Here is a 22746-nt window from a genome sequence, read left to right as displayed (position 1 = left end):
TGGCGCGATCTCGGTGCTGCGGCCGTTCGCGTTATCGAGCCGGGGACGGCTCCGGGCCCACGTAGCGCGCACGAGGACGAATGAGCCGCCCGTCGTCGATTTGCTCCATGGCGTGCGCGATCCATCCGGCGGCGCGGCCTAGCGCGAACAGTACGAACGCCGCGCCTGAGGGCAGCGCCAGCACGCGTTCGATCGACGAAAGGGCGAAGTCGATCGTTGGCGCAAGGCCGGTCGTGCGGCGGGCGACATCGACGACAGCCTCGATGCTGCGCAGTCTCGCCCGCTCGACGGTGCGCACACCGGTGCAGGCGTCGAGCATCGTCATCAAAAGCGCCGCGCGCGGGTCGCCGTCGGGATACAGCGGATGGCCGAAGCCTGGCAACACTGTGCGCGCGCGAGGATCGTCGTATGCCATGTGGCTCATGACATGGTGCTCGACGTCTCCGGCTAGGGCGGCCTCGGCAAGCATGGTTGAGACGCGTACCGTCTCTCCGCAATGACGCGGGCCGGCGAGTGCGGCCAGACCGCCCGTGACGGCGCCGAAGAGATGCATGCCCGTCGAGGCAATGCATCGCACTGTGAACGCGGATGCGTTCAGCTCGTGGTCCGCACAGACGACGAGCGACGCGCGCAGGAGGTCGAGGGGACGCCGGCGCGTGATGCCCCACGCTTTCGCCAGTTGCCGATGCAGGGGTTCGCGCGAGGGAGCCGATGCGGTCAACGCCGCCGCGAGCACACGTAACAATGCGCCGGCGGTTTCGATGCGGCCTTGCCGATCGAGTGCCCAAATGCCGGGCAGGTGCGCGGCGGCGATGGGCAGCATGACGAGCGCGCGCTGGTGCGGGGCTTGCCGGCGCGTCAGCTTCAGCGCCGCGTTCCACTGAGTTGCCGGGAGCGGAACATCGGGCGTCGCGTCGATCAACTCGCGCTCGCACTCCCACAACAGCGCAGCGGTATCTTCGAGCGTGGCCGTTGCCGCCCACGCCAGCGCATCGTGGCCTCGATAAAAAAGCCGGCCGTTCGCGATCGATGTAATGCGCGATTCCAAAACCGGAACACCCCAATCCAGGACCTTTTGCGCGACTTTGCCGGCTCGCTTGCCGTCGGCCTTGCGGCGTGCGAGGCGACGTACATCGTCGGCCGCGTAGCCATGCCGCTTCCCGTCCATGTCGGGCGTCGAATTGAGCAAGCCCCGGCTCACGTAGGAATACAGTGTCGGCACGCTGATGCCGAGCGTCGATGCGGCTTCGGTGGCGGTCAGATAAGTGGGCATGGCACCAATATACGTTGATTATTGCAATCAAGATTGATCGATATGGCTGCTGATTCTAGACTCGTTTTCACCATCAACACCGGTCTCGCCGATCATGACACCGCATCTCGCACTCGAGCACCTTTGGTCGCTGGCCGCCTGTGCACCTGACGCATTGGGCGATATTCATTTCCAAGATCAGGATCCGGGACTGCCCTCCGTTTATCGGGTGGGGACGCTGGCCTGCGCGACAATCGGCGCCGCGGCGCTTGCCGCCGCCGAATGCCATGCGCTGCGCACGGGGCGGCGTCAGCGCATCGACGTCTCGATGCGGCGTGCCCTTGCGGTGTTCCGCAGCGAGCGCTATCTGCGGATCGACGACGGCCCCGCGCCTGAGTTGCGCGATCCGTTGATGGGTTTTTACGAAACGCGGGACGGACGCTGGATTCAGCTGCATACGAACTTCCCCCATCACCGCCTGGGCGTCGTGAAGGTGCTCGGCTGTGCGAACGATCGCGATGCCGTCGCCGCGGCGATTCGTGGATGGGAGGGGGCCGAGCTCGATCGTGCGCTCGCCGACGCCGGCTTGTGCGCAGCACTGATCCGCTCGCCTCGCGAGTGGCAGGACAACGAGCAGGCTGCCGCCGTGGCCGCGCTGCCGCACTTCGAGATCGAGCGCATCGGACCCGCCGCGCCGATGCCGATCGGCAGCGATGCGAACCCGGTGACCGACCGGCCGCTCGCCGGCACGCGCGTGCTGGATCTGAGCCGCATCATCGCGGGCCCTGTCGCTGGCCGCACGCTTGCGCAGCACGGCGCGCAGGTGCTTCTGATCAACGGTCCGCATTTGCCGAACATCGCGCCGCTCGTGATCGATAACGGCCGCGGCAAACGCTCCGCGCTACTCGATCTGCGCGAGCCGACCGACGCCGATCGGCTACGCGAGTTGGCGGCCGGCGCGGATGTGTTTCTGCAAGCCTACCGGCCCGGCGCACTCGCGGCGCGCGGCTTTGCTCCCGAGGATCTCGCACGGATCCGCCCGGGCATCGTCTACGTGTCGGTGAGCGCCTACGGACATCAGGGGCCTTGGTCCCAGCGCCGGGGCTTCGACAGTCTCGTTCAGTCGGCGAGCGGGATTGCCTGGACCGAGCGCGAGGCCGTCGGCGGCACGGCGCCGAAGCACTTGCCCTGCCAAGCGCTCGATCATGCGACGGGCTATCTGGCCGCCTTCGGGGCAATGGTCGCACTGCTGCGCCGAGCGCGCGAGGGAGGCAGCTGGCACGTGCGTGTCTCGCTCGCGCAAACGGGGCGCTGGCTGCAATCGTTGGGCTTGCTGGAGGGCGGATGGCGTGCACCCGATGTCGGTCTCGACGATGTTCGCGACCTGATGCAGACTATGGCATCGCCGTTCGGTACGGTTCTCGCGGCCGCGCCGGCTGAATCGATGTCGCTCACGCCAGCGCGCTTTGCGTCGCCGCCTCATCCGATCGGCGCCGACGAGCCGTGCTGGGTCGAATCGTAGCGTGACGCGCTGCGTGCGCTACCGCGCTACTTGCGCAACTCGGCGACGAAGTCGTAGTAATCGTTGCGGCAGTAGGTATCGGTGAGTTCGATGGCGCGCTGGTCGGCCGTATAGCCGATACGAGTAATGAGGAGCAGCGCGTCGTGCGGTGCGATGCTCATTTGGCGCGCGATTTCGTCGCTCGCATTGACCGCGCGGAAGTGCTGCAGCGCGCGTACGATCGCGAGACCTCGCTGTTCGAGATAGCTGTAGAGCGAATCGCCGATTGCATTGGGATCAGGTATGACGGATGCCGGCAGCGTCGAGTTCTCGACCGCCATGACGATGCCATCTGCAAGACGCAGCCGTTTCAAGCGCGTAACGGCGGCCGCCGGAGACAACCCCAACTGGATCACCTCGTCGCGGCTTGCGGGCTGAATATCGCGCGAGAGCCATTGCGAGCTCGGCGTGAAGCCTCTGCGCCGCAGCATCTCGCTGAAGCTCGACAACTGCGAAAGCCGTACGTCGTAGCGCGGCGTGATGAAGCTGCCGGCGCCTTGCGAGCGACGAATGAGACCTTGCTCGACGAGCAGCGCGATGGCTTTGCGCGCGGTAATGCGCGAAACGCCAAGCGCGTCGGACAACACGCGTTCGGACGGCAGTGCTTCGCCTGCGTTCCAGCGGCTTTCGTGGATGGCCTGCCCGAGCTTGCGGGCGAGCTGGAGGTAAAGCGGCGTATCGTTTTCCGGGTCCGGACGCAGATCGCGCCAGCGGTCTTCCGAGGGTGCATTCATGGCCTGTACGCGGCGAGGGGCAAGCGGTGATTTTATGTCATCGCCGCGTCGCGGGCCATGTTATGCGAAGCGAGCACACGTTTTTCGGCTCGGGGCTACACTCCCGTTGATCTTCAAAAGCGTTGGGGAGAGGGCAATGGAACGTAACGATGCGTGGGTGACGCTGCCGGACGGCGAGCGTATCGCGAAGCTGGGGCTCGGCACATGGGAGATGGGCGAGCGGCGTTCCGCGCGCGAGGCGGAAATCGCCGCGTTGCGGGAAGGCATCGAACTCGGCATGACAGTCGTCGACACCGCGGAAATGTATGGAGACGGTGCGACCGAGACGCTCTTGGGCGCGGCGCTCGCCGGGTTGCGTGAAAAGGTATTTCTCGTCAGCAAGGTCTATCCGCACAACGCGAGCCGACGCGGCGTGGTCGCCTCATGCGATGCGAGTCTCGCACGGCTGAAGACGGACCGCCTCGACCTGTATTTGCTGCACTGGCCCGGTGCCGTTCCGTTGGAAGAAACGGTGGAAGGTTTCGAATCGCTGCGGCTTGCAGGCAAGATTCGGCATTGGGGCGTGAGTAATTTCGATGTCGATGAAATGGACGCGCTTTTCGCGGCGGGCGGTACCGCGTGCGCCGCAAACCAGATTCTCTATAACGTCGCGCGGCGCGGGCCCGAATTCGATCTTCTGCCATGGATGCGCGCGAGAAAGATGCCGGCGATGGCCTATAGCCCGATCGATCATATGCGCTTGCCGCAGGGCTCGGTGCTCGACGATATCGCGCAAGCGCGCGGCGTCTCGTCCGTCAGCATCGCGCTTGCATGGGTGCTCGAACAACCGGGTGTTTGTGCGATTCCCAAAGCGGGGAACATCGAGCATGTGCGAGAGAATCGCCGGGCGCTCGATATTCGACTGACCGACGACGAGCGCTCGCGCATCGATGCGCGGTTCAAGCCGCCGCGATCGAAGCGCGCGCTGGAGATGTTGTAACGCAGTCCGTTAGGCCGCACGTCTCGACGCGGCGGAGCGTCCGCCGCGTCGATTGGTGGGTATCAGTGATTGCCGCCGTGCCCGCCGCCGTTGCTTCCGTTGCCTCCACCGTTGCCGTGGCCGTTGCCGCCGTTGCCACTGCCTTGCCCGCTGCCGTTACCGCCGCCGTTGCCGGCACCGTTACCGCCGTTGCCACTGCCGTTGCCGCCGCCGTGTCCGCCACCGGTACCGCCGCCGTTGCCTCCGCCGTTGCCTCCGCCGTGTCCGCCGCCGTTGCCACCGCCGTGTCCACCGCCGGTACCGCCGCCGTTACCACCGCCGTTACCACCGCCGTGTCCGCCGCCGTTGCCACCGCCGTGTCCGCCGCCGTTGCCGCCGCCGTTGCCACCGCCGTGTCCGCCGCCGTTACCGCCGCCGTTACCGCCGCCGTTGCCACCGCCGTTACCGCCGCCGTTACCACCGCCGTTACCACCGCCGTTACCGCCGCCGTTACCACCGCCGTGTCCGCCGCCGTTACCACCGCCGTGTCCACCGCCATTACCACCGCCATTACCGCCGCCATTACCGCCGCCATTACCGCCGCCGTTGCCGCCGCCGTGTCCGCCGCCATTGCCGCCGCCGTTGCCGCCGCCGTGTCCACCGCCGTGTCCACCGCCGTCGCCGCCACCACCGGTGCCACCGCCTGTGCCGCCGCCCGTGCCGCCGCCCGTGCCACCGCCCGTGCCACCGCCCGTGCCGCCTCCGGTGCCGCCGCCCGTGCCACCGCCGGTTCCTCCGCCCGTACCGCCACCCGTACCGCCCGTACCACCCGTACCACCCGTACCGCCCGTACCACCCGTACCACCCGTACCACCCGTACCACCCGTACCACCCGTACCACCCGTACCACCCGTACCTCCGCCGGTACCGCCGCCACTGCCGTGGTCGCCTCCTCCAGTACCGCCACTCGAGCTACCTCCGCCGCTGCCTCCTCCCCGACTGCCCCCGCCGCCCCCGCTGCTGCCGCCGCCGTTGCCGCCAGCGAAGCCGCCGTTGTTCGAACCAGCCGCGGTAGTGCCGCTGTCAGTACCGCCCACATCGATGCTGAGCAATTTGAGACACGCTTCCGAGCTGGGGTTCGCAGCGCACGGATCCGCGGCTGCGGAAGTATCGGTCGTATCGCTTTGAGCGGCCTGCGTGTCCGGCGAAGTTTGCAAAGCGGGTGATGTAGCAGTGTTGTCATCGCCGCTCGCAGCAGCGGTGAGCAACCATCGAGCTATACCGTCATCGGGTGGCATCGCCTGTACGGGCGATCCCAAAAGAAGTGCTATTACTCCGGCCAGCGAGACTCCGATCGCTTTCGCAGATGTGTAGGAATCCTTAATATTGACGATGCTCTTCATGGTTATCCCCCGATGCGACCGGCGACCCGCTGCCGCCGTCATCTCGCGTGTAGTTGCGCGAGTACGGCAGTTCCAGCGTCGCGCGGCAAAGCGCGAATTCGCGTGATGTACGAGGGGTCTACTGCGATAACCGTGCCATCGGGCGCTAAGGCGCGCTGCACACGGCGAGCGTTCGGAGCTTGCCCGTCGCCAACGCGGAAATGCGCCGAAAACGTTTCACGTCTGATACGCGAAAGAAGGGAAGACGTGCAGCGCGGCGCGCGGCGTAGAGGCGGGAAGACGAGGCAATCGCCCGGATGCCCGGGCGTGTCAGGCGCCCTGAAGTTCGTGACGCGCCAGGCGCAGTTCTGAGACGGGGATGTGGCATCGAATCAAATGGCCGTTTCCGGCGTCCGCAAACGGCGGGTCCTGTTGCTCGCATATTGCGCCGAGCTTGCGTGGACAACGTGTCTGGAACACGCAGCCTGAGGGCCGCGCAGCAGCGCTGGGCGGTTCACCGTACAGACGGACGCGAGGGATCCGTGCTGCGGACGGATCGCCGGGCAGTGACGGTACTGCCGATAAAAGCGCTTCGGTATAAGGGTGATGGGGGCCGTCGAACACGTCGCGCGCGGCGCCGATCTCGACGAGACGCCCGACATACAGCACGGCGATTCGGTCCGACACGTAGCGCACGACGTTGAGGTCGTGAGAGATGAACACATAGCTCACGCCTCGTGCGCGCTGAAGATCGACCAGCAGATTGAGGATGGCTGCCTGCACGGAGACATCGAGCGATGACGTCGGCTCATCGCAAACGACGATGCGCGGATCGCCCGCGAATGCCCGCGCGATCGCAACGCGCTGCTTGAGCCCGCCCGATAGCTGACGCGTGCGCGAGCCGAGATATCGGCGCGGCAGGCGCACGGCATCGACGAGCGAGGCGAGCCGCGCATCGTGTGCGGTGCCGCGCAGTGCCGCGAGCTTCGATAGTGCGCGGCCGATCAGATGTTTGACCGAGTGTGCCCGATTGAGCGCGGCGTCGGGGTTCTGGAAGACGATTTGCAGCGACTTCACCTGATTGTCGTCACGTCGTTGAACGCGCGATGGCAACGCCTTGCCGTCGAGTTCGATCATAGCGCCGGGATCTGGCGCAATGAGTCCGACGATGAGCTTTGCGAGCGTGGTCTTCCCGCTACCGGACTCGCCGACCAGCCCGAGCGTTTCTCCCGCTGCGAGCGTGATCGAGACATCGTCGACGGCGCGCACGGTCTGGCCGTTGCGCACGAACGTCTTCGAGACGGACGCGGCGCGCAACACTGGCGAGCGATCCCGAACACCGGGCGGCGCTTCGACGCGATGAGCGCGATCGTCGTCGGAAGCCCCACGTTCGCGCGGCAATGCGTGGGCCTCTTCATGCCGATGGCAGCGTGCCATCTGGACACCGTTGGGTGCGTTGAACCGATGCGGAGGCGGTGCGACCTGCCGGCAGCGTTCTTCCACCAGCCGGCAACGCTCGGCGTAAGCACAGCCGCGCATCGCGGCGCCAAGCGGAGGCGGGCTGCCCGCGATCGTATCGAGACGCTCAGTATCCTTGCTTCGCGCGCGTTGGGGCAGGCAGCGCAAGAGCCCGACCGTATAGGGGTGATGCGGTGCGCGGAATACATCGGCACTCGCGCCCTCTTCGACGAGACGCCCCGCATAGACCACGCCGACGCGACTGCACATGCGGCCAACCACAGCCAGGTTGTGACTGATGAACAGCACCGCGGTGCCGAGTTCGTCGCGCAACTGCGCGACGAGCTCGAGGACTTCGGCTTCAACCGTCGCATCGAGCCCCGTCGTCGGTTCGTCGAGCACGAGCAGCGCCGGATTCGCGGCAAGCGCCATCGCGATCACGACGCGCTGCTGCATGCCGCCCGACAACTGATGCGCATAGGCTTGCATCACCTGCCGTGGCGCCGCGATATGCACGCGCTCGAGCATATCGAGCGCCCGCGCTTCGCCCTCGGCGCGCGAGATGCCGTACGCCATTTCGAATGCTTCGGACACCTGAAGACCCACGCTGAGCGACGGATTGAGCGCACGCGAGGGATCCTGGTAGACCATCGAGACCGTGTGAGCCCGCATCTTACGCAAGGCCTCGGCATCGAGCGTCGCGAGATCGCGGCCGGTGACCTCGATGCGCCCTGCCTTGATGCGACCGTTGCGCGGCAAGTAGGCCATGGCCGCGAGCGCCAGCGTGGACTTGCCGCAGCCCGATTCGCCGACGAGGCCGTAGGCCTCGCCGCGGCGCACGCGGAACGTGACGTCGCTGAGCACCTCGCGTTCGCGCGACCGTACGCGGTACGCAACGGTCAGCCCGGTGACCGCGAGCACGTCGTCATCGGCGCGTGCGGTCACATCGAGGATCGGAAAATCGTTGGGCGTGGGCCGGCTCATCGGTCGAGCGCTCCTTGCACGCCATCGGCGGCGAGGTTTACCCCGACGATGAGCGTCGCGATGGCCAGCGCGTCGAAGACAACGGTCCACCATGCGCCGCCGGTCATCAGCGCATACGATTCCGAGAGCGCGAGCCCCCAGTCCGGGGAGGGCGGCGCGACGCCGAAGCCCAGAAACGAGAGTGTGGCGACAGCGAAGATCGCGTAGCCCAGGCGCACCGTGCCTTCCACGACGATCGGCGGCAGGATGTTCGGCAAGATCTCGACGAACATGATGTAGAGCGCGCGCTCGCCGCGCAATTGAGCCGCGGCGACGTACTCGAGATGACGCTCGGCGAGCACCGCGGTGCGGACGGTGCGCGCAGTGATCGGCATGAACGTGAAGCCGATCACGAACACGACCGTGGCGCTCGATGCACCGAGTGCGGCAAGCGCGGCCAATGCGACGACGACGAGCGGCAACGCGAGCACGGCATCGATGAGGCGGCCCGCGAGCTTGTCGAACCAGCCGCCGACATAGCCGAGAACGAGCCCGAGCGCGGTCCCCGCGAGCGTACCCACGAGCGTGGCGAGCGGCGCGATTCCGAAGATATCGCGCGCACCGACGATGACCCGCGAGAACACGTCGCGCCCGAGCTGATCGGTACCGAACCAGTGCGCCTGATCGGGCGGGGCCAGCGAATTGAGCGGGTCCGACGCATAGGGATCGTGCGGCACGAGCCACGGTCCGAGGAGCGCGCAACCGAGCCAGAACCCGACGAGCAGCGCGCCGCAGATGAAGCTCGGCGAGCGCAGCAGTGCGCGCAGCGTCTCGAAGCGGGGCTCGCTGGGCGGATCGGCACGCGTTTCGGCGCTGGGCGGATGCGTGTGCGTGCTCATTGCGTGCCTGCCTTATTTCTGCGCGGATCGAGCGAGGCGAGCAGCGCGTCGGCGAGCAGATTGGCGAAGGTATAAACGATGCCCACGCACAGCACGCCCGCTTCGAGCATCGGAAAATCCTTCGCCGTCGCCGCGTTGTAGATCAACAAGCCGATGCCCTGATAGTGGAAGAGCGTTTCGACGACGACGAGCCCGCCGACCATGTAGCCGAGCTGGGTCGCGGCCACCGTGACGGTGGGCGGCAACGCGTTGCGCAGCACATGGCGCAGGACGACGACATGCGGCGGCAATCCCTTGAGGACGGCGGTGCGCGTGTAGTCCGCATCGAGCGCTTCGACTGTCCCCGAACGCGCCATCCTGGCGATATAGCCGAACAGCACTAAAACGAGCGGCAGCGCCGGCAGAATCAGATGCCGCAAGGCCGTGACGGCACTGGCGTTGGGCGGATAGACGGCTTCGGTGGGCAGCCAGCGCAGCCAGACGCCGAATACGAGAATCAGCACGATGGAGGAAACGAATTCAGGCACGACGGTGGCCGACATACCGACGATCATCAGCGTCCGGTCGGGCCAGCGTCCCTCGTGCAAGGCGGCCCAGACGCCGCTCGCGATACCGAGCGGTACGACGATCACGAACGCAAGCGCGGCGAGTTTCGCCGAGTTGGCGAGCGCATGCGCGACGAACGGCGCAACGGGCTCGCGAAACGCGTATGAGACACCCATATCGCCGCGTAAGAATCGCGAGATCCAGTGGGCATATTGCAGCAGGACCGGCTTATCGGCGCCGAGCTGGTGATCGAGCGCCGCCACGGCGCGAGGGTCGGCAAGCGGGCCGAGAATGGCGCGCCCGATATCGCCCGGCAGCAATTGACCGAGCGCGAAGACGAGCGCCGAGAGCAACGCGAGCGTGATGACCGCGAGCGCGCCACGTTCGAGCAGAAACAAGGCGATGCGCGCCGAGTTGCCGCGCGCCCGGGGGTGGCGAAAGAGGGAAGCGATGGCAGCCATGCGGTCCGATGCGAATGTGGCTGGAGTTCAGGCGGACGTCGTCGCGCGATCGAAATACAGTTGCGAGATGGCGGTATAGCGAACACCTTTGACCGATTTGCGCACCGCCGCGAGCTGGTCGAAGAAGTACGGAATGATGACGGGCGTTTCGTCCAGCAACAGCGTTTCGATCTGCTTGGCCATCCTTTTTTGCTCGGCGATATCGAGCGCACCGACGAACTTTGCGACGAGCCCATCGTACTGCGGGTTCTTGAAATGCGCCGCGTTCCAGGCGCCGTTGCTCGTGAGCGGCGCATTGAGGAAGAGATTCGGCACACCGCGGTGTCCGTAATCGGTGATGCCCATCGTCGAATCGAGCCAGTCCGATTTGCCGAACGTTCCCGAGCCGTAGTAGAGCCCCTGACTTTCGATCTTGAGATTGAGCTTGACGCCGATCGCGCGTGCCGCGTTTTGCACGACCACGGCCAGATCGGGAATCTCCATGAATTTTTCGGTCGTGAGGGTCGCTTCGAAGCCGTTGGGATGGCCCGCTTGCGCGAGCAATGCCTTGGCTCGCTGCAAGTCGACCTTGCGCTGCGCGACCGATGTATCCGACGAGGCAAACACGGGCGCGAACGGATGATCGTTGCCGAGTTCGGCCCGTCCCTTGAACAGGCCCTTGACCAAAAGATCGCGATCGAGGCAAAGCGCGAGTGCCTGGCGCACGCGCTTGTCGTTGAACGGCGCCTGATCGCAACGCATATGAATCTGACGATGTGCGCTCGAACGCACGGAGAGCACGTCGAAATCGCCGCTGTTCAGAATGCCGGCGCCGCCTTGCACGGTGAAGTCGCCCATGACATCCGCGCGGCGCCCGAGCAACGCGAGGATCTGGGCCTGTTGGTCGGCATAGAACGAAAACTCGACACGCGACGGCAGCGCCTTGTCGCCCCAATAGTCAGGATTCCGAACGAACGACGCAGCCACTTTGGGCTGGTACTTGTCGAGCTTGAACGGGCCCGTGCCGATGAAAGTCTTCTCGTATCCCCCGGTGTAGTTCGCCGGCAGGATGACCGCGTTGTAATTGTCGGACGAGACGTAGTAGGGGAAGTTGCCGTTCGGCGCATCGAGATGAAACGCGACCGTTTCGTCGTCCACCGCGCGCGTGCCGCCTTTGGACAGGACTCCCTTGAGCATGGAGAGTGCGGCCGAGCCGCTTGCGGGGTCGGCCAGCCGATCGAACGTCGCAACGACATCCTTGGCGCTCAGGATTTGTCCGTCGTGGAACTTCACGCCCGAACGCAATTTGAAGGTCCATACGTCGCCCTTTGCGTTCGGCTGCCAGGACAACGCGAGGGCGGGCCTCAAGCCGCCGTTGCCCGGCGCTCGATGGGTGGCCGCGGCGCTGCTCGCACCGCTTTCGTCGTCGACGAGGAACTCGCCCGTCTGTGCGATGAGCGCGAGTCCTGCGGCGTCGGCAACGGTGAGCGGGTCGACCGCGCCCGCCGGTGTCAAATGGGCCACGCGGATCGTGGCGCCGCCGCCGGGCGTTTGCGCCCGCGCCCGCTGCGGCAACGCCAGGCCCCCGATGGCAACCGCCATGCCGGAGAGCCCCATGACGCTCGCGTAACGCAGCAATTCGCGCCGCGTGACGCGCTGCGCGAGGTATTCGTCGATGGCGTGATTGCCGAGTTCGCCGGCATCGCGGCGCAGGGCTTCGAGGGCGTGCGGCAAGGTGAGGCGGGCTTTCATCGATGCGTATTCCGGTTCGTTTTGAAGTGCGCGCGCGGGAAAGCGGCGGCGACGAGCGGTACTGCGATGACGAGCGTGCGTGCAGTGTAACGCGAGTTGCGGATAGCGTTGCGCAACTTGTGCGCCGATGTCGACGTGGTGTGGACTTGGCTTGTCACGGCGCCGATAAAAGAAAACCCGCCGATGCACAGGTCATCGGCGGGTCGGACGAGCTGGAACGAGGCGGGTTACTTGCCCTTCGAATTGATGATGGCGTCGGACACCTGGGTCGGTGTCTCGGCGTAGTGCTTGAACTCCATCGTATAGGTGGCGCGTCCTTGCGTGAGCGAGCGCAGCGAGGTGGAATACCCGAACATTTCCGCGAGCGGCACCTCGGCGCGAATCGACTTGCCGCCCCCGCCCGCGATATCGTCCATGCCCTGCACGATGCCACGCCGGCCCGAGAGATCGCCCATCACATTGCCCATGAAATCCTCGGGCGTCTCGACTTCGACGGCCATCATCGGCTCGAGCAGCACCGGCTTTGCGCGGCGCATCGCTTCCTTGAACGCCATCGAGCCGGCCATCCGGAACGCGTTTTCGTTCGAATCGACGTCGTGGTACGAGCCGAACGTCAGCGTGACCTTGACGTCGACGACGGGATAGCCCGCCAGGACGCCACTTTTCAGCGTCTCCTGAATGCCTTTGTCGACGGCCGGGATGAACTCGCGCGGCACGACACCGCCCTTGATCGCATCGACGAATTCGTAGCCCTTGCCTGGCGGCTGCGGCTCGAGCTTGATGACGACGTGACCGTACTGGCCGCGCCCGCCCGATTGCTTGACGAACTTGCCCTCGACGTCCTCGATGCGGGTACGTACGGTCTCGCGATAGGCCACTTGCGGCTTGCCCACCGTCGCTTCGACGTTGAACTCGCGCTTCATCCGGTCGACGAGAATTTCGAGGTGCAGCTCGCCCATGCCGGAGATGATCGTCTGGCCGGACTCTTCGTCAGTCTGCACGCGGAACGACGGATCCTCCTGCGCCAGGCGATTGAGGGCGATACCCATCTTTTCCTGGTCGGCCTTCGTCTTCGGTTCGACGGCCTGCGAGATCACCGGCTCCGGGAAAATCATCCGTTCGAGGATGATCGGGTTGGTCGGATCGCATAGCGTGTCGCCCGTCGTCGCCTCTTTCAGGCCGACCGCGGCGGCGATGTCGCCGGCATAGACCTCCTTGATTTCCTTGCGGTCGTTCGCATGCATCTGCAGAATCCGGCCGATGCGTTCCTTCTTGCCCTTCGTCGAATTGAGCACCGTGTCGCCCGAATTGACGAGGCCCGAATAGACGCGAAAGAAAATCAGTTGACCGACGAACGGATCGGTCATGATCTTGAACGCGAGCGCCGAAAACGGCTCTTCGTCGCTCGGATGACGTTCGGCTTCGCGATCGTCCTCGTCATGCCCGAGGATAGCCGGCACGTCGACAGGCGAGGGCAGGTAGTCGATGACGGCATCGAGCATCGCCTGTACGCCCTTGTTCTTGAAGGCGCTGCCGCAGAGCATCGGCACGATCTCGTTGGCGATCGTGCGTTTGCGCAGGCCGCCCTTGATCTCGTCTTCGGTCAGCGAGGTGTGGTCTTCGAGATACTTTTCCAACAACTCTTCGCTGGCCTCCGCGGCCGCTTCCACCATTTTCTCGCGCCACTCGTCAGCCGTAGCCTGCAGTTCGGCCGGAATGTCGCGGTACTCGAATTTGACGCCCTGGCTTTCGTCGTCCCAGATGATGGCTTTCATCTTGACGAGATCGATGACACCCTGGAAGTGCTCTTCGGCACCGACCGGAATCTGGATCGGCACCGCGACGCCCTTCAGGCGTTCGCCGATCTGGCGCTGCACGCGAAAAAAATCGGCGCCGACGCGATCCATCTTGTTGACGAACGCGATGCGCGGCACCTTGTACTTATTCGCCTGCCGCCAGACTGTTTCGGACTGCGGCTGTACGCCGCCCACCGAGTCGTAGACCATGCAGGCGCCATCGAGCACGCGCATCGAACGTTCGACTTCGATCGTGAAGTCGACGTGCCCGGGGGTGTCGATGATGTTGATGCGGTGCTCGGGATAATTGCCGGCCATCCCTTTCCAGAAGGCGGTCGTCGCGGCGGACGTGATCGTGATGCCGCGCTCCTGCTCCTGCTCCATCCAGTCCATCACGGCCGCGCCCTCGTGAACCTCGCCGATCTTATGGCTCACGCCGGTGTAGAACAGGATACGTTCGGTGGTCGTGGTCTTGCCGGCATCGATGTGAGCGCTGATGCCGATGTTTCGGTAGCGCTCGATGGGAGTCTTGCGGGGCACGTCGATCTCCTTGCAAGTGGGCGCGTCAACCGGACCGGGCGCCATCGCCCGGATATTGCACGCCGCGTTTATTGCAGACCTAGAAGAATAGCGCCTCGGCAAGGCTTTTGCAGCGATCCCTGGAGATGGGGATGACCGATGCGGGGTTGCGGCGCCTCGGCCACGGCCCCCAATCTGGCGTCCGCCGCGGGCTCAGCCCGGCTGGGGCAGCCCTTGTATCTTCATGCCGGGCTTGATGCCCTTGGCCGCGAACCAGCCTTTGCTCATCTCGAGCGCATAGACGCCATTGTTGCGTGGGCAATGATTGTTGGTGGTTTCCGCCTGCATTTCGTCGATATCGGTAACCGTACCGTCGGCGCGCATGAACGCGATGGAAAGCGGAATCAGCGTGTTCTTCATCCAGAAACAGTGCACGGCCGTTTCGCCGAACACGAACAGCATGCCTTCGTTCGGCGCGAGTTCGGTGCGGTACATGAGGCCCTGCTCGCGGTCCGCATCGTTGGCGGCGACGGCGGCATCGATGACGAACATGCCCGCCCTCAGCTTCACGCGCGGGAATTCCGATGGCTGCTTCGCTCCGGCTGGGAGGGCTTGCGCAAAGGCGGCCGCACCGGCAAGCAAGGCGGCAGGTATGGCGAGGACCGCGATGCTGCGCGTAATCCATGAACGAAGGCTCACTCCCACGACACCCCTCCTTAGGGTCTTTGACCAGTCCACGCGCATCTTACGCGAGGGCGACAGGCCGCAGCAAAACGAAAAGCAAACAAAAAGATAAAAAACAAAAAGGCAGGCACCTTGCGGCGACCTGCCTTCGAACGCCGTTAAGAACGGCAAACTGCGTGTTCTTGACTGCGTCTTTACAACAAACTTACTCCGAAGCGGCCGAAGCGGCTTCTGCCTTCGCAGCCTTCTTGTGCGACTTCTTGTGATGCTTCGTTGCCTTCTTGGCGGGAGCCGAAGCGGCAGCCGGAGCGGCAGCCGAAGCGGCTTCCGTCGACGAAGCTTGTGCGAAAGCAGCCGTTGCGAACAGGCCAGCGACCAGAGCGGCGATCAGTTTGTTCATGTCGTAAATCCTCAGCTTTAGTTAATTAACCAAATGACCCGGTCAATGAGTCATGTCGGTAAACGTGCCATCCACCTTTCGGTTGACAGCCGCATCGAACAATTTCTTGCCGGTGCGTCTGCGCGCTGGTGCCCAGTGCGGCCGCGGACAGTCCGCAAAGCACAAGCCTTCACGCGAATGCCGGACAGCTTCGGACGGCATCTGCGTCGAATAACGTGTGACCGGCCAAAGCGGTTGACTCCATGCATTGCGAGTCGTCGATTCTGCTTGTTCGGACGGGGAATTCGTGCCGTGCCGCTTGCGAACCGCCGGAAAAAAAGTCCGGCATAACAGGGACTTGGCTCGAAAACGAGCGTTGCGGGGCGCCGCGGATCATGCGAGGCCGTGCCACGGGGCTTGCGCCGGAACGTCGCGCCATTCGCCCGGCGCGAGGCCGAGCGCGAAAAGATCGAGGGCGCCGATCCCCACCCGCACGAGCCGCAGTGTTGGAAAGCCGACGGCCGCGGTCATTCGGCGTACCTGGCGATTCTTGCCTTCGGTCAACGCCAGTTCGATCCACGTCGTCGGGATGGCCGCCCGAAAGCGGATGGGCGGCACGCGCGGCCAAAGTGCGTCGGGCGGATCGATCGCGCATACCCGGCATGCCCGCGTGACATAGTCGCCCAGATCGACGCCGCGCGCGAGCATCGCGAGCGCGTGCGCATCGGGCACGCCTTCCACCTGGGCCCAGTAGCGTTTGACGAGTTTGTGACGGGGCTCGGCAATGCGTGCCTGCAGGCGGCCATCGTCCGTAAGCAGCAAAAGTCCTTCGCTTTCGGCGTCGAGCCGTCCGGCCGGATAAACGTCCGGTACGCGCACCCAATCCGCGAGCGAGCTGCGCGTTTCATGTGACGAGAATTGGCAAAGGGTACCGAATGGCTTGTTGAGGGCGATGAGGCGCATGGGCGGGCGGCAGGCACGGCGGCTGCGCGGGCAGCAACCCCGAGCCGGCGTCTATGGCAAATGGCGGGATATTAATGCATAATACGAGACGGCAAGTCTTCTGTCTTATATAAGACATCAGAGCCAACGCTATTCCCCTCGCCGTTGCAACGCCGAGGCGAACTGCGGCGTGGTCGGCGCGCGTGGATGCCGTTCCGTGCTGCGGGCGCCGCATTTGCGACGTGGGCTAGAATAGCGAGCCAGCCGTATTTGCGCGGCTTCGTCAAGTACATCGAGACATCCGCAGCGAGCCGAACGCGGTGGAGACTGAGCCCCCGGTTTTGCCGTTTTCCGCTTGTTTTATCTGCACAGCCAACCCTGGAGTCGATCATGCCGTATCAGCACATCAAGGTCCCGACGGGCGGTGACAAGATCACCGTCAACGCGGACTACTCGCTCAACGTTTCGGACCAGCCGATCATTCCGTACATCGAGGGTGACGGTACGGGTTTCGACATCACGCCGGTGATGATCAAGGTGGTCGATGCGGCCGTCGAAAAGGCATACGGTGGCAAGCGCAAGATCCACTGGATGGAAATCTATGCGGGCGAGAAGGCGACCAAGGTGTACGGGCCGGACGTCTGGCTGCCCGAGGAATCGCTCGAAGTGCTCAAGGAGTACGTGGTTTCGATCAAGGGTCCGCTCACGACGCCGGTCGGCGGCGGCATCCGCTCGCTGAACGTCGCGTTGCGCCAGGAGCTGGACCTGTACGTCTGTTTGCGGCCGGTTCAGTACTTCAAGGGCGTGCCTTCGCCTGTGCGTGAGCCCGAGAAGACGAACATGGTCATCTTCCGCGAGAACTCGGAAGACATCTACGCCGGCATCGAATGGGCGGCGGAATCGGAGCAGGCCAGGAAGGTCATCAAGTTCCTGCGCGAAGAAATGGGCGTGAAAAAGATCCGCTTCCCGGAAACGTCGGGTATCGGCATCAAGCCCGTTTCGCGCGAAGGCACGGAGCGCCTCGTGCGCAAGGCGATCCAGTACGCGATCGACAACGATCGCCGTTCGGTGACGCTCGTGCACAAGGGCAACATCATGAAGTTCACCGAAGGCGCGTTCCGTGACTACGGCTATGCGCTGGCGCAAAAAGAGTTCGGCGCGGAGCTCGTCGACGGCGGCCCGTGGATGAAGTTCAAGAATCCGAAGACGGGCAACGACATCGTCGTCAAGGATGTGATCGCGGACGCCTTCTTGCAGCAGATCCTGCTGCGTCCGGCCGAATACGACGTGATCGCGACGTTGAACCTGAACGGCGACTACATTTCGGATGCGCTGGCCGCTCAGGTCGGCGGGATTGGCATTGCACCGGGCGCCAACCTGTCGGATTCGGTCGCGATGTTCGAAGCTACGCACGGCACGGCGCCGAAGTACGCAGGTAAGGACTACGTGAACCCGGGTTCGGAAATCCTTTCGGCGGAAATGATGCTGCGCCATCTCGGCTGGACCGAGGCGGCCGACGTCATCATCTCCTCGATGGAAAAGTCGATTCTGCAAAAGCGCGTCACGTATGACTTCGCGCGCCTGATGGAAGGCGCGACGCAGGTATCGTGCTCGGGCTTCGGTCAGGTGCTGATCGAGAACATGTAAGCGGGCGTCGCAGGTCCTGCGAACCCAAAGTCGTGAAGTAGGAGAACGCCGATAGACCCGATGGTTTGTCGGCGTTTTTCGTTTTTGATTGCCGTGCCATCGGGCGGCCGTCCATTATCAATTCCAGCGGGTAGTCGTTCGCGCCCGAATTTGCCGCGAAACGCACGATTTGGAAGCTGTTCGTCTCGACAATGCGGACGAAGAGGCGAAGCGCTTCCAGTCGATCCATTGTTGATAGGAATTGAACTGTGCTGGCACTCCTGCCCGCTTTATACGATGTGCAATAACGAGAACAATGCGAAGCATGCCGGGCGCGGCGCTCGGTAATCAGCTAACAGGAGCGACTCATGCAAGATCAATCTTTCCATCGCCCAGCATCAGGCGTTGCCATCGTCACGGGCGGCTCGCGGGGCATCGGTCGGGCTGTCGCGCTGCGGCTCGCAAAGGACGGCTTTGCCGTAATCGTGAACTTCGCGGGCGGTGAATCGAGCGCAGCGGAAGTCGTGCGCCAGATTGCCGACGCGGGCGGTCGAGCCCACGCGGTGCAAGCGGACGTCTCGATAGCCGAGGATGTCGAGCGACTCTATGCGACCGCGCAACGCGAATTCGGCCGCGTCGATGTGGTCGTGAACAGCGCCGGCGTCATGTCGGTCGCGCCGATCGGGCAGGGCAATGTCGATGCTTTCGACAAGACGATAGCGATCAACTTGCGCGGTACGTATTTGATGATGACGCAGGCCGCGCAGGCATTGGCCGACGGCGGCCGGTTCATTGGCTTCTCTTCGAGCGTGATCGCGAAAAACTTTCCCGGATACGGCGCGTACATCGCGAGCAAAGCCGGCGTCGAAGGGCTCGTGCGTGTCTTTGCGAACGAACTGCGCGGCCGCAATATCACGGTCAACGCGGTCGCACCGGGACCGATCGCAACCGAGATGTTCCTTCATGGCAAAAGCCCGGAGCTTATCGAACAAATCGCGAAGCAGGCGCCGTTGGAACGTCTCGGCGAGCCGGAGGAAATCGCCAACGTCGTGTCGTTTCTGGCGGGCCCGGAAGGCCGATGGATCAATGGGCAAGTGTTGCGCGTCAACGGCGGCTTCGCGTAAAGCGGTACATACGCTTCGTTGCCTATGCGCGCAGGGGTGGGCAAACACCATCCATCGGCAGCGCGCGAAAAAGCCCTGCGTTTTTGGGGCCAAGGCAGCGGATTTTTCGCGCGATACCGCCTCTTTTCGTTCATCGAACGGTCATTGTTCTGTGAGGATGTTCAAATCCCCGTTTCGCTCGATCGAAACGTACCGCATTTATGACGTGGCGCAAAGAATTTGCGGATCGAGGGACGACAATGCGTTCATGCGTCGTTGAGGGCCAGCGGGTGAAGACGAGGGAAGGCGGTTCGCAAAATGAAAAAAACCCGGCCGAAGCCGGGTTTTCGAAGGCATTGCTTCAAACGATCTCAGGCGGCGGCCTGGATGTTCGATGCTTGCTTGCCCTTAGGTCCTTGTACGACCTCGAAGCTGACTTTCTGACCTTCCTTGAGCGTCTTGAATCCGTTCATCTGGATGGCCGAGAAATGTGCAAACAGATCCTCGCCGCCTTCATCGGGCGTGATGAATCCGAAGCCTTTCGCGTCGTTGAACCATTTGACCGTACCAGTTGCCATACCAACTTCCCCTGTAACTCATGTCCCACCACGAGCACGCTCGAAAAGCTCGACAGCCACATGCTTGCAGCCGCCCCCTCCGCACTAGCTCACCTCGGCATTTTTTCGTACTTGCACTTGTTGCAGCCAGCTGAAAAAAAGTGCCAGCTTGATTGTTGGTTCTCTTTAAAGAAGTGTCAAGAAAATTTTGAGATGTCGAGAAACGCACTTCGGTTCGAGGGTTTTTCCCCCTTCCGCTGTGTGCGCTGGCGCAAGCGGGCGCTCTTGAAAAGTCGCATAATCGACGCACATGGGAATAGCGGATACGAGGTGCTCGGAACGGGCTGTTGCGCGGGCGCGGGAGAGCCGGCACGCGATGTGCGATACTCGAACGGGCTGCGCGCCCGGACGTGGCGCCGCGGGTGCGGCGACCGTCAATGGGGCACGGCGGGTTCGCACAGGCGCGGCGCGATGGCAGCATCGCACCGCGGCGGTGCGATCGACAACTGGTCGGTCGGGTTTTTGCAGGATTGCGGGGCTCACCGAGTTGTTTAGAATGGGTGTATGGCAATTATCCCGGACAGGCAGGACGGTACGGTCGTCGAGCGGCAGGAAAAGGAGCTGAAACCACCGTCCATGTATAAAGTAGTGCTGTTGAATGACGATTTCACGCCAATGGAGTTTGTCGTGATGATCGTGCAGGAATATTTCAATAAAGACCGAGAGACCGCGACGCAGATCATGCTGAAGGTTCATCGTGAAGGTCGGGGAGTTTGTGGGGTCTACACGCGGGACATCGCGTCGACCAAGGTCGAGCAGGTTGTTACACACGCACGGCAGGCAGGGCATCCGCTGCAGTGCGTGATGGAGGAAGCATGATTGCCCAGGAACTGGAAGTCAGCTTGCATATGGCGTTCATGGAAGCACGCCAGGCGCGGCATGAGTTCATCACGGTCGAACATCTTTTGCTGGCGTTGCTGGACAATCCGACAGCTGCAGAAGTGTTGCGCGCGTGCGCGGCCAACATCGAAGATCTGCGCCAGAACCTGCGCAACTTCATTCATGACAATACGCCGACGGTACCCGGTACCGACGACGTCGATACGCAGCCTACGCTCGGCTTTCAGCGCGTGATTCAGCGCGCGATCATGCACGTGCAATCGACGTCGAACGGCAAGAAGGAAGTCACGGGTGCGAACGTGCTCGTGGCGATCTTTGGCGAGAAGGACTCGCATGCGGTCTACTACCTGCAGCAGCAGGGCGTGACGCGGCTCGATGTCGTGAACTTCATCTCGCACGGTATCGCGAAGACGAACACCAACGACGCGGCCAAAGCCGGCGACACGAGTCCGGAGTCGGAGGACGCCGCTTCGCAGAAAGAAACGCCGCTTGCGCAGTTCACGCAAAACCTCAATCAGATGGCCAAGGACGGGCGCATCGATCCGCTCATCGGACGCGAGTCCGAGGTGGAGCGTGTCGTCCAGGTGCTGTGCCGCCGCCGCAAGAACAATCCGCTGCTGGTCGGCGAGGCCGGTGTCGGCAAGACCGCCATCGCGGAAGGGCTCGCGTGGCGCATCACGCGCGGCGAAGTGCCGGACATTCTGGCCGATGCGCAGGTGTATTCGCTCGATATGGGCGCGCTGCTCGCCGGTACCAAATACCGTGGCGACTTCGAGCAACGGCTCAAGACGGTGCTCAAGGAACTGAAGGAGCGTCCACACGCGATTCTCTTCATCGATGAGATCCACACGCTGATCGGCGCGGGGGCTGCATCGGGCGGCACGCTCGATGCGTCGAACCTGCTCAAGCCCGCGCTGTCCTCGGGCACGCTCAAGTGCATCGGCGCCACGACGTTCACGGAATACCGCGGCATCTTCGAAAAGGATGCGGCGCTGTCGAGGCGCTTCCAGAAGATCGACGTGACGGAGCCGACGGTCGAGCAGACCGTGGCGATTCTGCGCGGCCTCAAGTCCCGCTTCGAGGAGCATCACGGCGTCAAGTACTCGTCGGGTGCGCTTTCGGCGGCGGCCGAGCTGTCCGCGCGGTTCATCACGGATCGTCATCTGCCGGACAAGGCCATCGACGTGATCGACGAAGCCGGTGCGGCGCAGCGCATTCTGCCGAAGTCGAAGCAGAAGAAGACGATCGGCAAGGGCGAAATCGAGGAGATCATCTCCAAGATCGCGCGTGTGCCGGCGCAAAGCGTGTCGCAGGACGACCGCAGCAAGCTCCAGACGCTCGATCGCGACCTGAAGGCCGTCGTTTTCGGACAGGATCCGGCTATCGACGCGCTGTCGGCCGCCATCAAGATGGCGCGCGCGGGGCTCGGCAAGACGGACAAGCCGATCGGCGCCTTCCTGTTCTCGGGCCCGACGGGCGTCGGCAAGACCGAAGTGGCGCGGCAGCTCGCGTTCACGCTCGGCATCGAGCTCACGCGTTTCGACATGTCGGAGTATATGGAGCGCCATGCGGTGAGCCGTCTGATCGGCGCGCCGCCTGGATATGTTGGGTTCGATCAGGGCGGATTGCTGACCGAAGCCATCACGAAGAAGCCGCACTGCGTGTTGCTGCTCGACGAAATCGAGAAAGCGCATCCGGATATCTTCAATGTCCTGCTGCAGGTGATGGACCACGGCACGCTGACCGACAACAACGGGCGTAAGGCCGATTTCCGCAACGTCATCATCATCATGACGACGAATGCGGGCGCTGAATCGATGCAAAAGGGCTCGATCGGGTTCACGTCGCGCCGCGAGACTGGCGACGAAATGGCCGATATCAAGCGGATGTTCACGCCCGAGTTCCGCAACCGGCTCGACGCGATCATCAGCTTCCGCTCGCTCGATGAGGAAATCATCATGCGGGTCGTCGACAAGTTCCTCATGCAGCTCGAAGACCAGTTGCACGAGAAGAAGGTCGACGCCGTCTTCACCGACGCACTGCGCCACCATCTCGCGAAGCACGGTTTCGATCCGTTGATGGGCGCACGTCCGATGCAGCGGCTGATTCAGGACACGATCCGCCGCGCGCTGGCCGACGAACTGCTGTTCGGCAAACTGATGAACGGCGGCCGAGTGACAGTCGATGTCGACGAGAGCGACACGGTGCAGCTGACATTCGACGAGAATGCGGCGCCGCGCTCGCCCAATCCGGAGACGGTCGAAGTGGAGTGACGATCGGCCAGCGGCTCGCTCG

General features: G+C 63.7%; 18 protein-coding genes. 6 read left to right on the top strand and 12 right to left on the bottom strand.

The features are described from left to right. Positions 1 to 31 precede the first annotated feature (31 nt). The gene (locus tag ACO1XS_RS02755) at positions 32 to 1273 is read right to left on the bottom strand and encodes a citrate synthase family protein (protein ID WP_486389971.1); all 1242 of its coding nucleotides are present in this window, start codon (positions 1271 to 1273) and stop codon (positions 32 to 34) included. 94 nt (positions 1274 to 1367) lie between these two features. On the opposite strand from ACO1XS_RS02755, the gene ACO1XS_RS02750 reads away from it, so the two are divergent. After that, on the top strand, positions 1368 to 2774 hold the full coding sequence (locus ACO1XS_RS02750) for a CoA transferase (RefSeq protein ID WP_486389970.1): 1407 nt from the start codon (positions 1368 to 1370) through the stop codon (positions 2772 to 2774). 26 nt (positions 2775 to 2800) lie between these two features. On the opposite strand, the gene ACO1XS_RS02745 is transcribed toward ACO1XS_RS02750, so the two are convergent. Further along, positions 2801 to 3547 (bottom strand): GntR family transcriptional regulator, encoded by a 747-nt coding sequence (locus tag ACO1XS_RS02745; RefSeq protein ID WP_331568047.1) that lies wholly within the window; start codon positions 3545 to 3547, stop codon positions 2801 to 2803. A gap of 136 nt (positions 3548 to 3683) precedes the next feature. On the opposite strand from ACO1XS_RS02745, the gene ACO1XS_RS02740 reads away from it, so the two are divergent. Then, the gene (locus ACO1XS_RS02740; RefSeq protein WP_331568046.1) at positions 3684 to 4526 is read left to right on the top strand and encodes an aldo/keto reductase; all 843 of its coding nucleotides are present in this window, start codon (positions 3684 to 3686) and stop codon (positions 4524 to 4526) included. Positions 4527 to 4588: 62 nt separating this feature from the next. Here ACO1XS_RS02740 and ACO1XS_RS02735 read toward each other — a convergent pair whose 3' ends face one another. The 9 genes from ACO1XS_RS02735 to ACO1XS_RS02695 form a co-directional block, all read right to left on the bottom strand. Continuing rightward, positions 4589 to 5617 carry a hypothetical protein gene (locus tag ACO1XS_RS02735; RefSeq protein WP_486389969.1) on the bottom strand — a complete coding sequence of 343 codons (1029 nt, stop codon included), beginning with the start codon at positions 5615 to 5617 and terminating at the stop codon, positions 4589 to 4591. A 600-nt stretch (positions 5618 to 6217) separates the two neighbouring features. Next, positions 6218 to 8329 (bottom strand): ABC transporter ATP-binding protein, encoded by a 2112-nt coding sequence (locus ACO1XS_RS02730; RefSeq protein ID WP_331568044.1) that lies wholly within the window; start codon positions 8327 to 8329, stop codon positions 6218 to 6220. Next, a complete protein-coding gene (locus ACO1XS_RS02725; RefSeq protein WP_486389968.1) occupies positions 8326 to 9207 on the bottom strand; it encodes an ABC transporter permease in 882 nt (293 codons plus the stop codon). The genes ACO1XS_RS02730 and ACO1XS_RS02725 overlap by 4 nt, the downstream gene beginning before the upstream one ends. Further along, positions 9204 to 10214, bottom strand: a complete 1011-nt coding sequence (locus ACO1XS_RS02720; RefSeq protein WP_486389967.1) for an ABC transporter permease — start codon at positions 10212 to 10214, stop codon at positions 9204 to 9206. Before ACO1XS_RS02720 ends, ACO1XS_RS02725 begins: the two co-directional genes overlap by 4 nt. 27 nt (positions 10215 to 10241) lie before the next feature. Then, positions 10242 to 11945 carry an ABC transporter substrate-binding protein gene (locus tag ACO1XS_RS02715; protein ID WP_331568041.1) on the bottom strand — a complete coding sequence of 568 codons (1704 nt, stop codon included), beginning with the start codon at positions 11943 to 11945 and terminating at the stop codon, positions 10242 to 10244. A gap of 227 nt (positions 11946 to 12172) precedes the next feature. Continuing rightward, positions 12173 to 14281 carry an elongation factor G gene (fusA, locus tag ACO1XS_RS02710; RefSeq protein ID WP_331568040.1) on the bottom strand — a complete coding sequence of 703 codons (2109 nt, stop codon included), beginning with the start codon at positions 14279 to 14281 and terminating at the stop codon, positions 12173 to 12175. A gap of 192 nt (positions 14282 to 14473) precedes the next feature. Beyond that, positions 14474 to 14965 carry a DUF192 domain-containing protein gene (locus ACO1XS_RS02705; protein WP_414720184.1) on the bottom strand — a complete coding sequence of 164 codons (492 nt, stop codon included), beginning with the start codon at positions 14963 to 14965 and terminating at the stop codon, positions 14474 to 14476. A gap of 184 nt (positions 14966 to 15149) precedes the next feature. Next, on the bottom strand, positions 15150 to 15344 hold the full coding sequence (locus ACO1XS_RS02700) for a hypothetical protein (RefSeq protein ID WP_331568039.1): 195 nt from the start codon (positions 15342 to 15344) through the stop codon (positions 15150 to 15152). A gap of 372 nt (positions 15345 to 15716) precedes the next feature. Beyond that, complete coding sequence (locus ACO1XS_RS02695; RefSeq protein ID WP_331568038.1) at positions 15717 to 16286, bottom strand: pseudouridine synthase; 570 nt, start codon at positions 16284 to 16286, stop codon at positions 15717 to 15719. A 369-nt stretch (positions 16287 to 16655) separates the two neighbouring features. Here ACO1XS_RS02695 and icd point away from each other — a divergent pair, with 369 nt between their 5' ends. Beyond that, positions 16656 to 17912, top strand: coding sequence for an NADP-dependent isocitrate dehydrogenase (gene icd, locus ACO1XS_RS02690; RefSeq protein ID WP_331568037.1), 1257 nt, complete (start codon positions 16656 to 16658; stop codon positions 17910 to 17912). A 347-nt stretch (positions 17913 to 18259) separates the two neighbouring features. Then, a complete protein-coding gene (locus ACO1XS_RS02685; RefSeq protein ID WP_331568036.1) occupies positions 18260 to 19015 on the top strand; it encodes an SDR family oxidoreductase in 756 nt (251 codons plus the stop codon). A gap of 350 nt (positions 19016 to 19365) precedes the next feature. Here the strand turns inward: ACO1XS_RS02685 and cspD are convergent, their stop codons facing one another. Beyond that, on the bottom strand, positions 19366 to 19572 hold the full coding sequence (gene cspD, locus ACO1XS_RS02680) for a cold shock domain-containing protein CspD (RefSeq protein ID WP_017776809.1): 207 nt from the start codon (positions 19570 to 19572) through the stop codon (positions 19366 to 19368). Between the two features lie 543 nt (positions 19573 to 20115). Between cspD and clpS the strand changes: the two genes are divergently transcribed. Next, the gene (clpS, locus tag ACO1XS_RS02675) at positions 20116 to 20430 is read left to right on the top strand and encodes an ATP-dependent Clp protease adapter ClpS (RefSeq protein ID WP_173259246.1); all 315 of its coding nucleotides are present in this window, start codon (positions 20116 to 20118) and stop codon (positions 20428 to 20430) included. Then, a complete protein-coding gene (gene clpA / locus ACO1XS_RS02670) occupies positions 20427 to 22724 on the top strand; it encodes an ATP-dependent Clp protease ATP-binding subunit ClpA (RefSeq protein ID WP_173259248.1) in 2298 nt (765 codons plus the stop codon). The genes clpS and clpA overlap by 4 nt, the downstream gene beginning before the upstream one ends. Positions 22725 to 22746 lie beyond the last annotated feature (22 nt).

Source organism: Trinickia sp. (genome assembly GCF_057351765.1).
The sequence above is the reverse complement of the archived record's forward strand: the minus strand, read 5'-3'. Positions and strand labels throughout refer to the sequence as shown.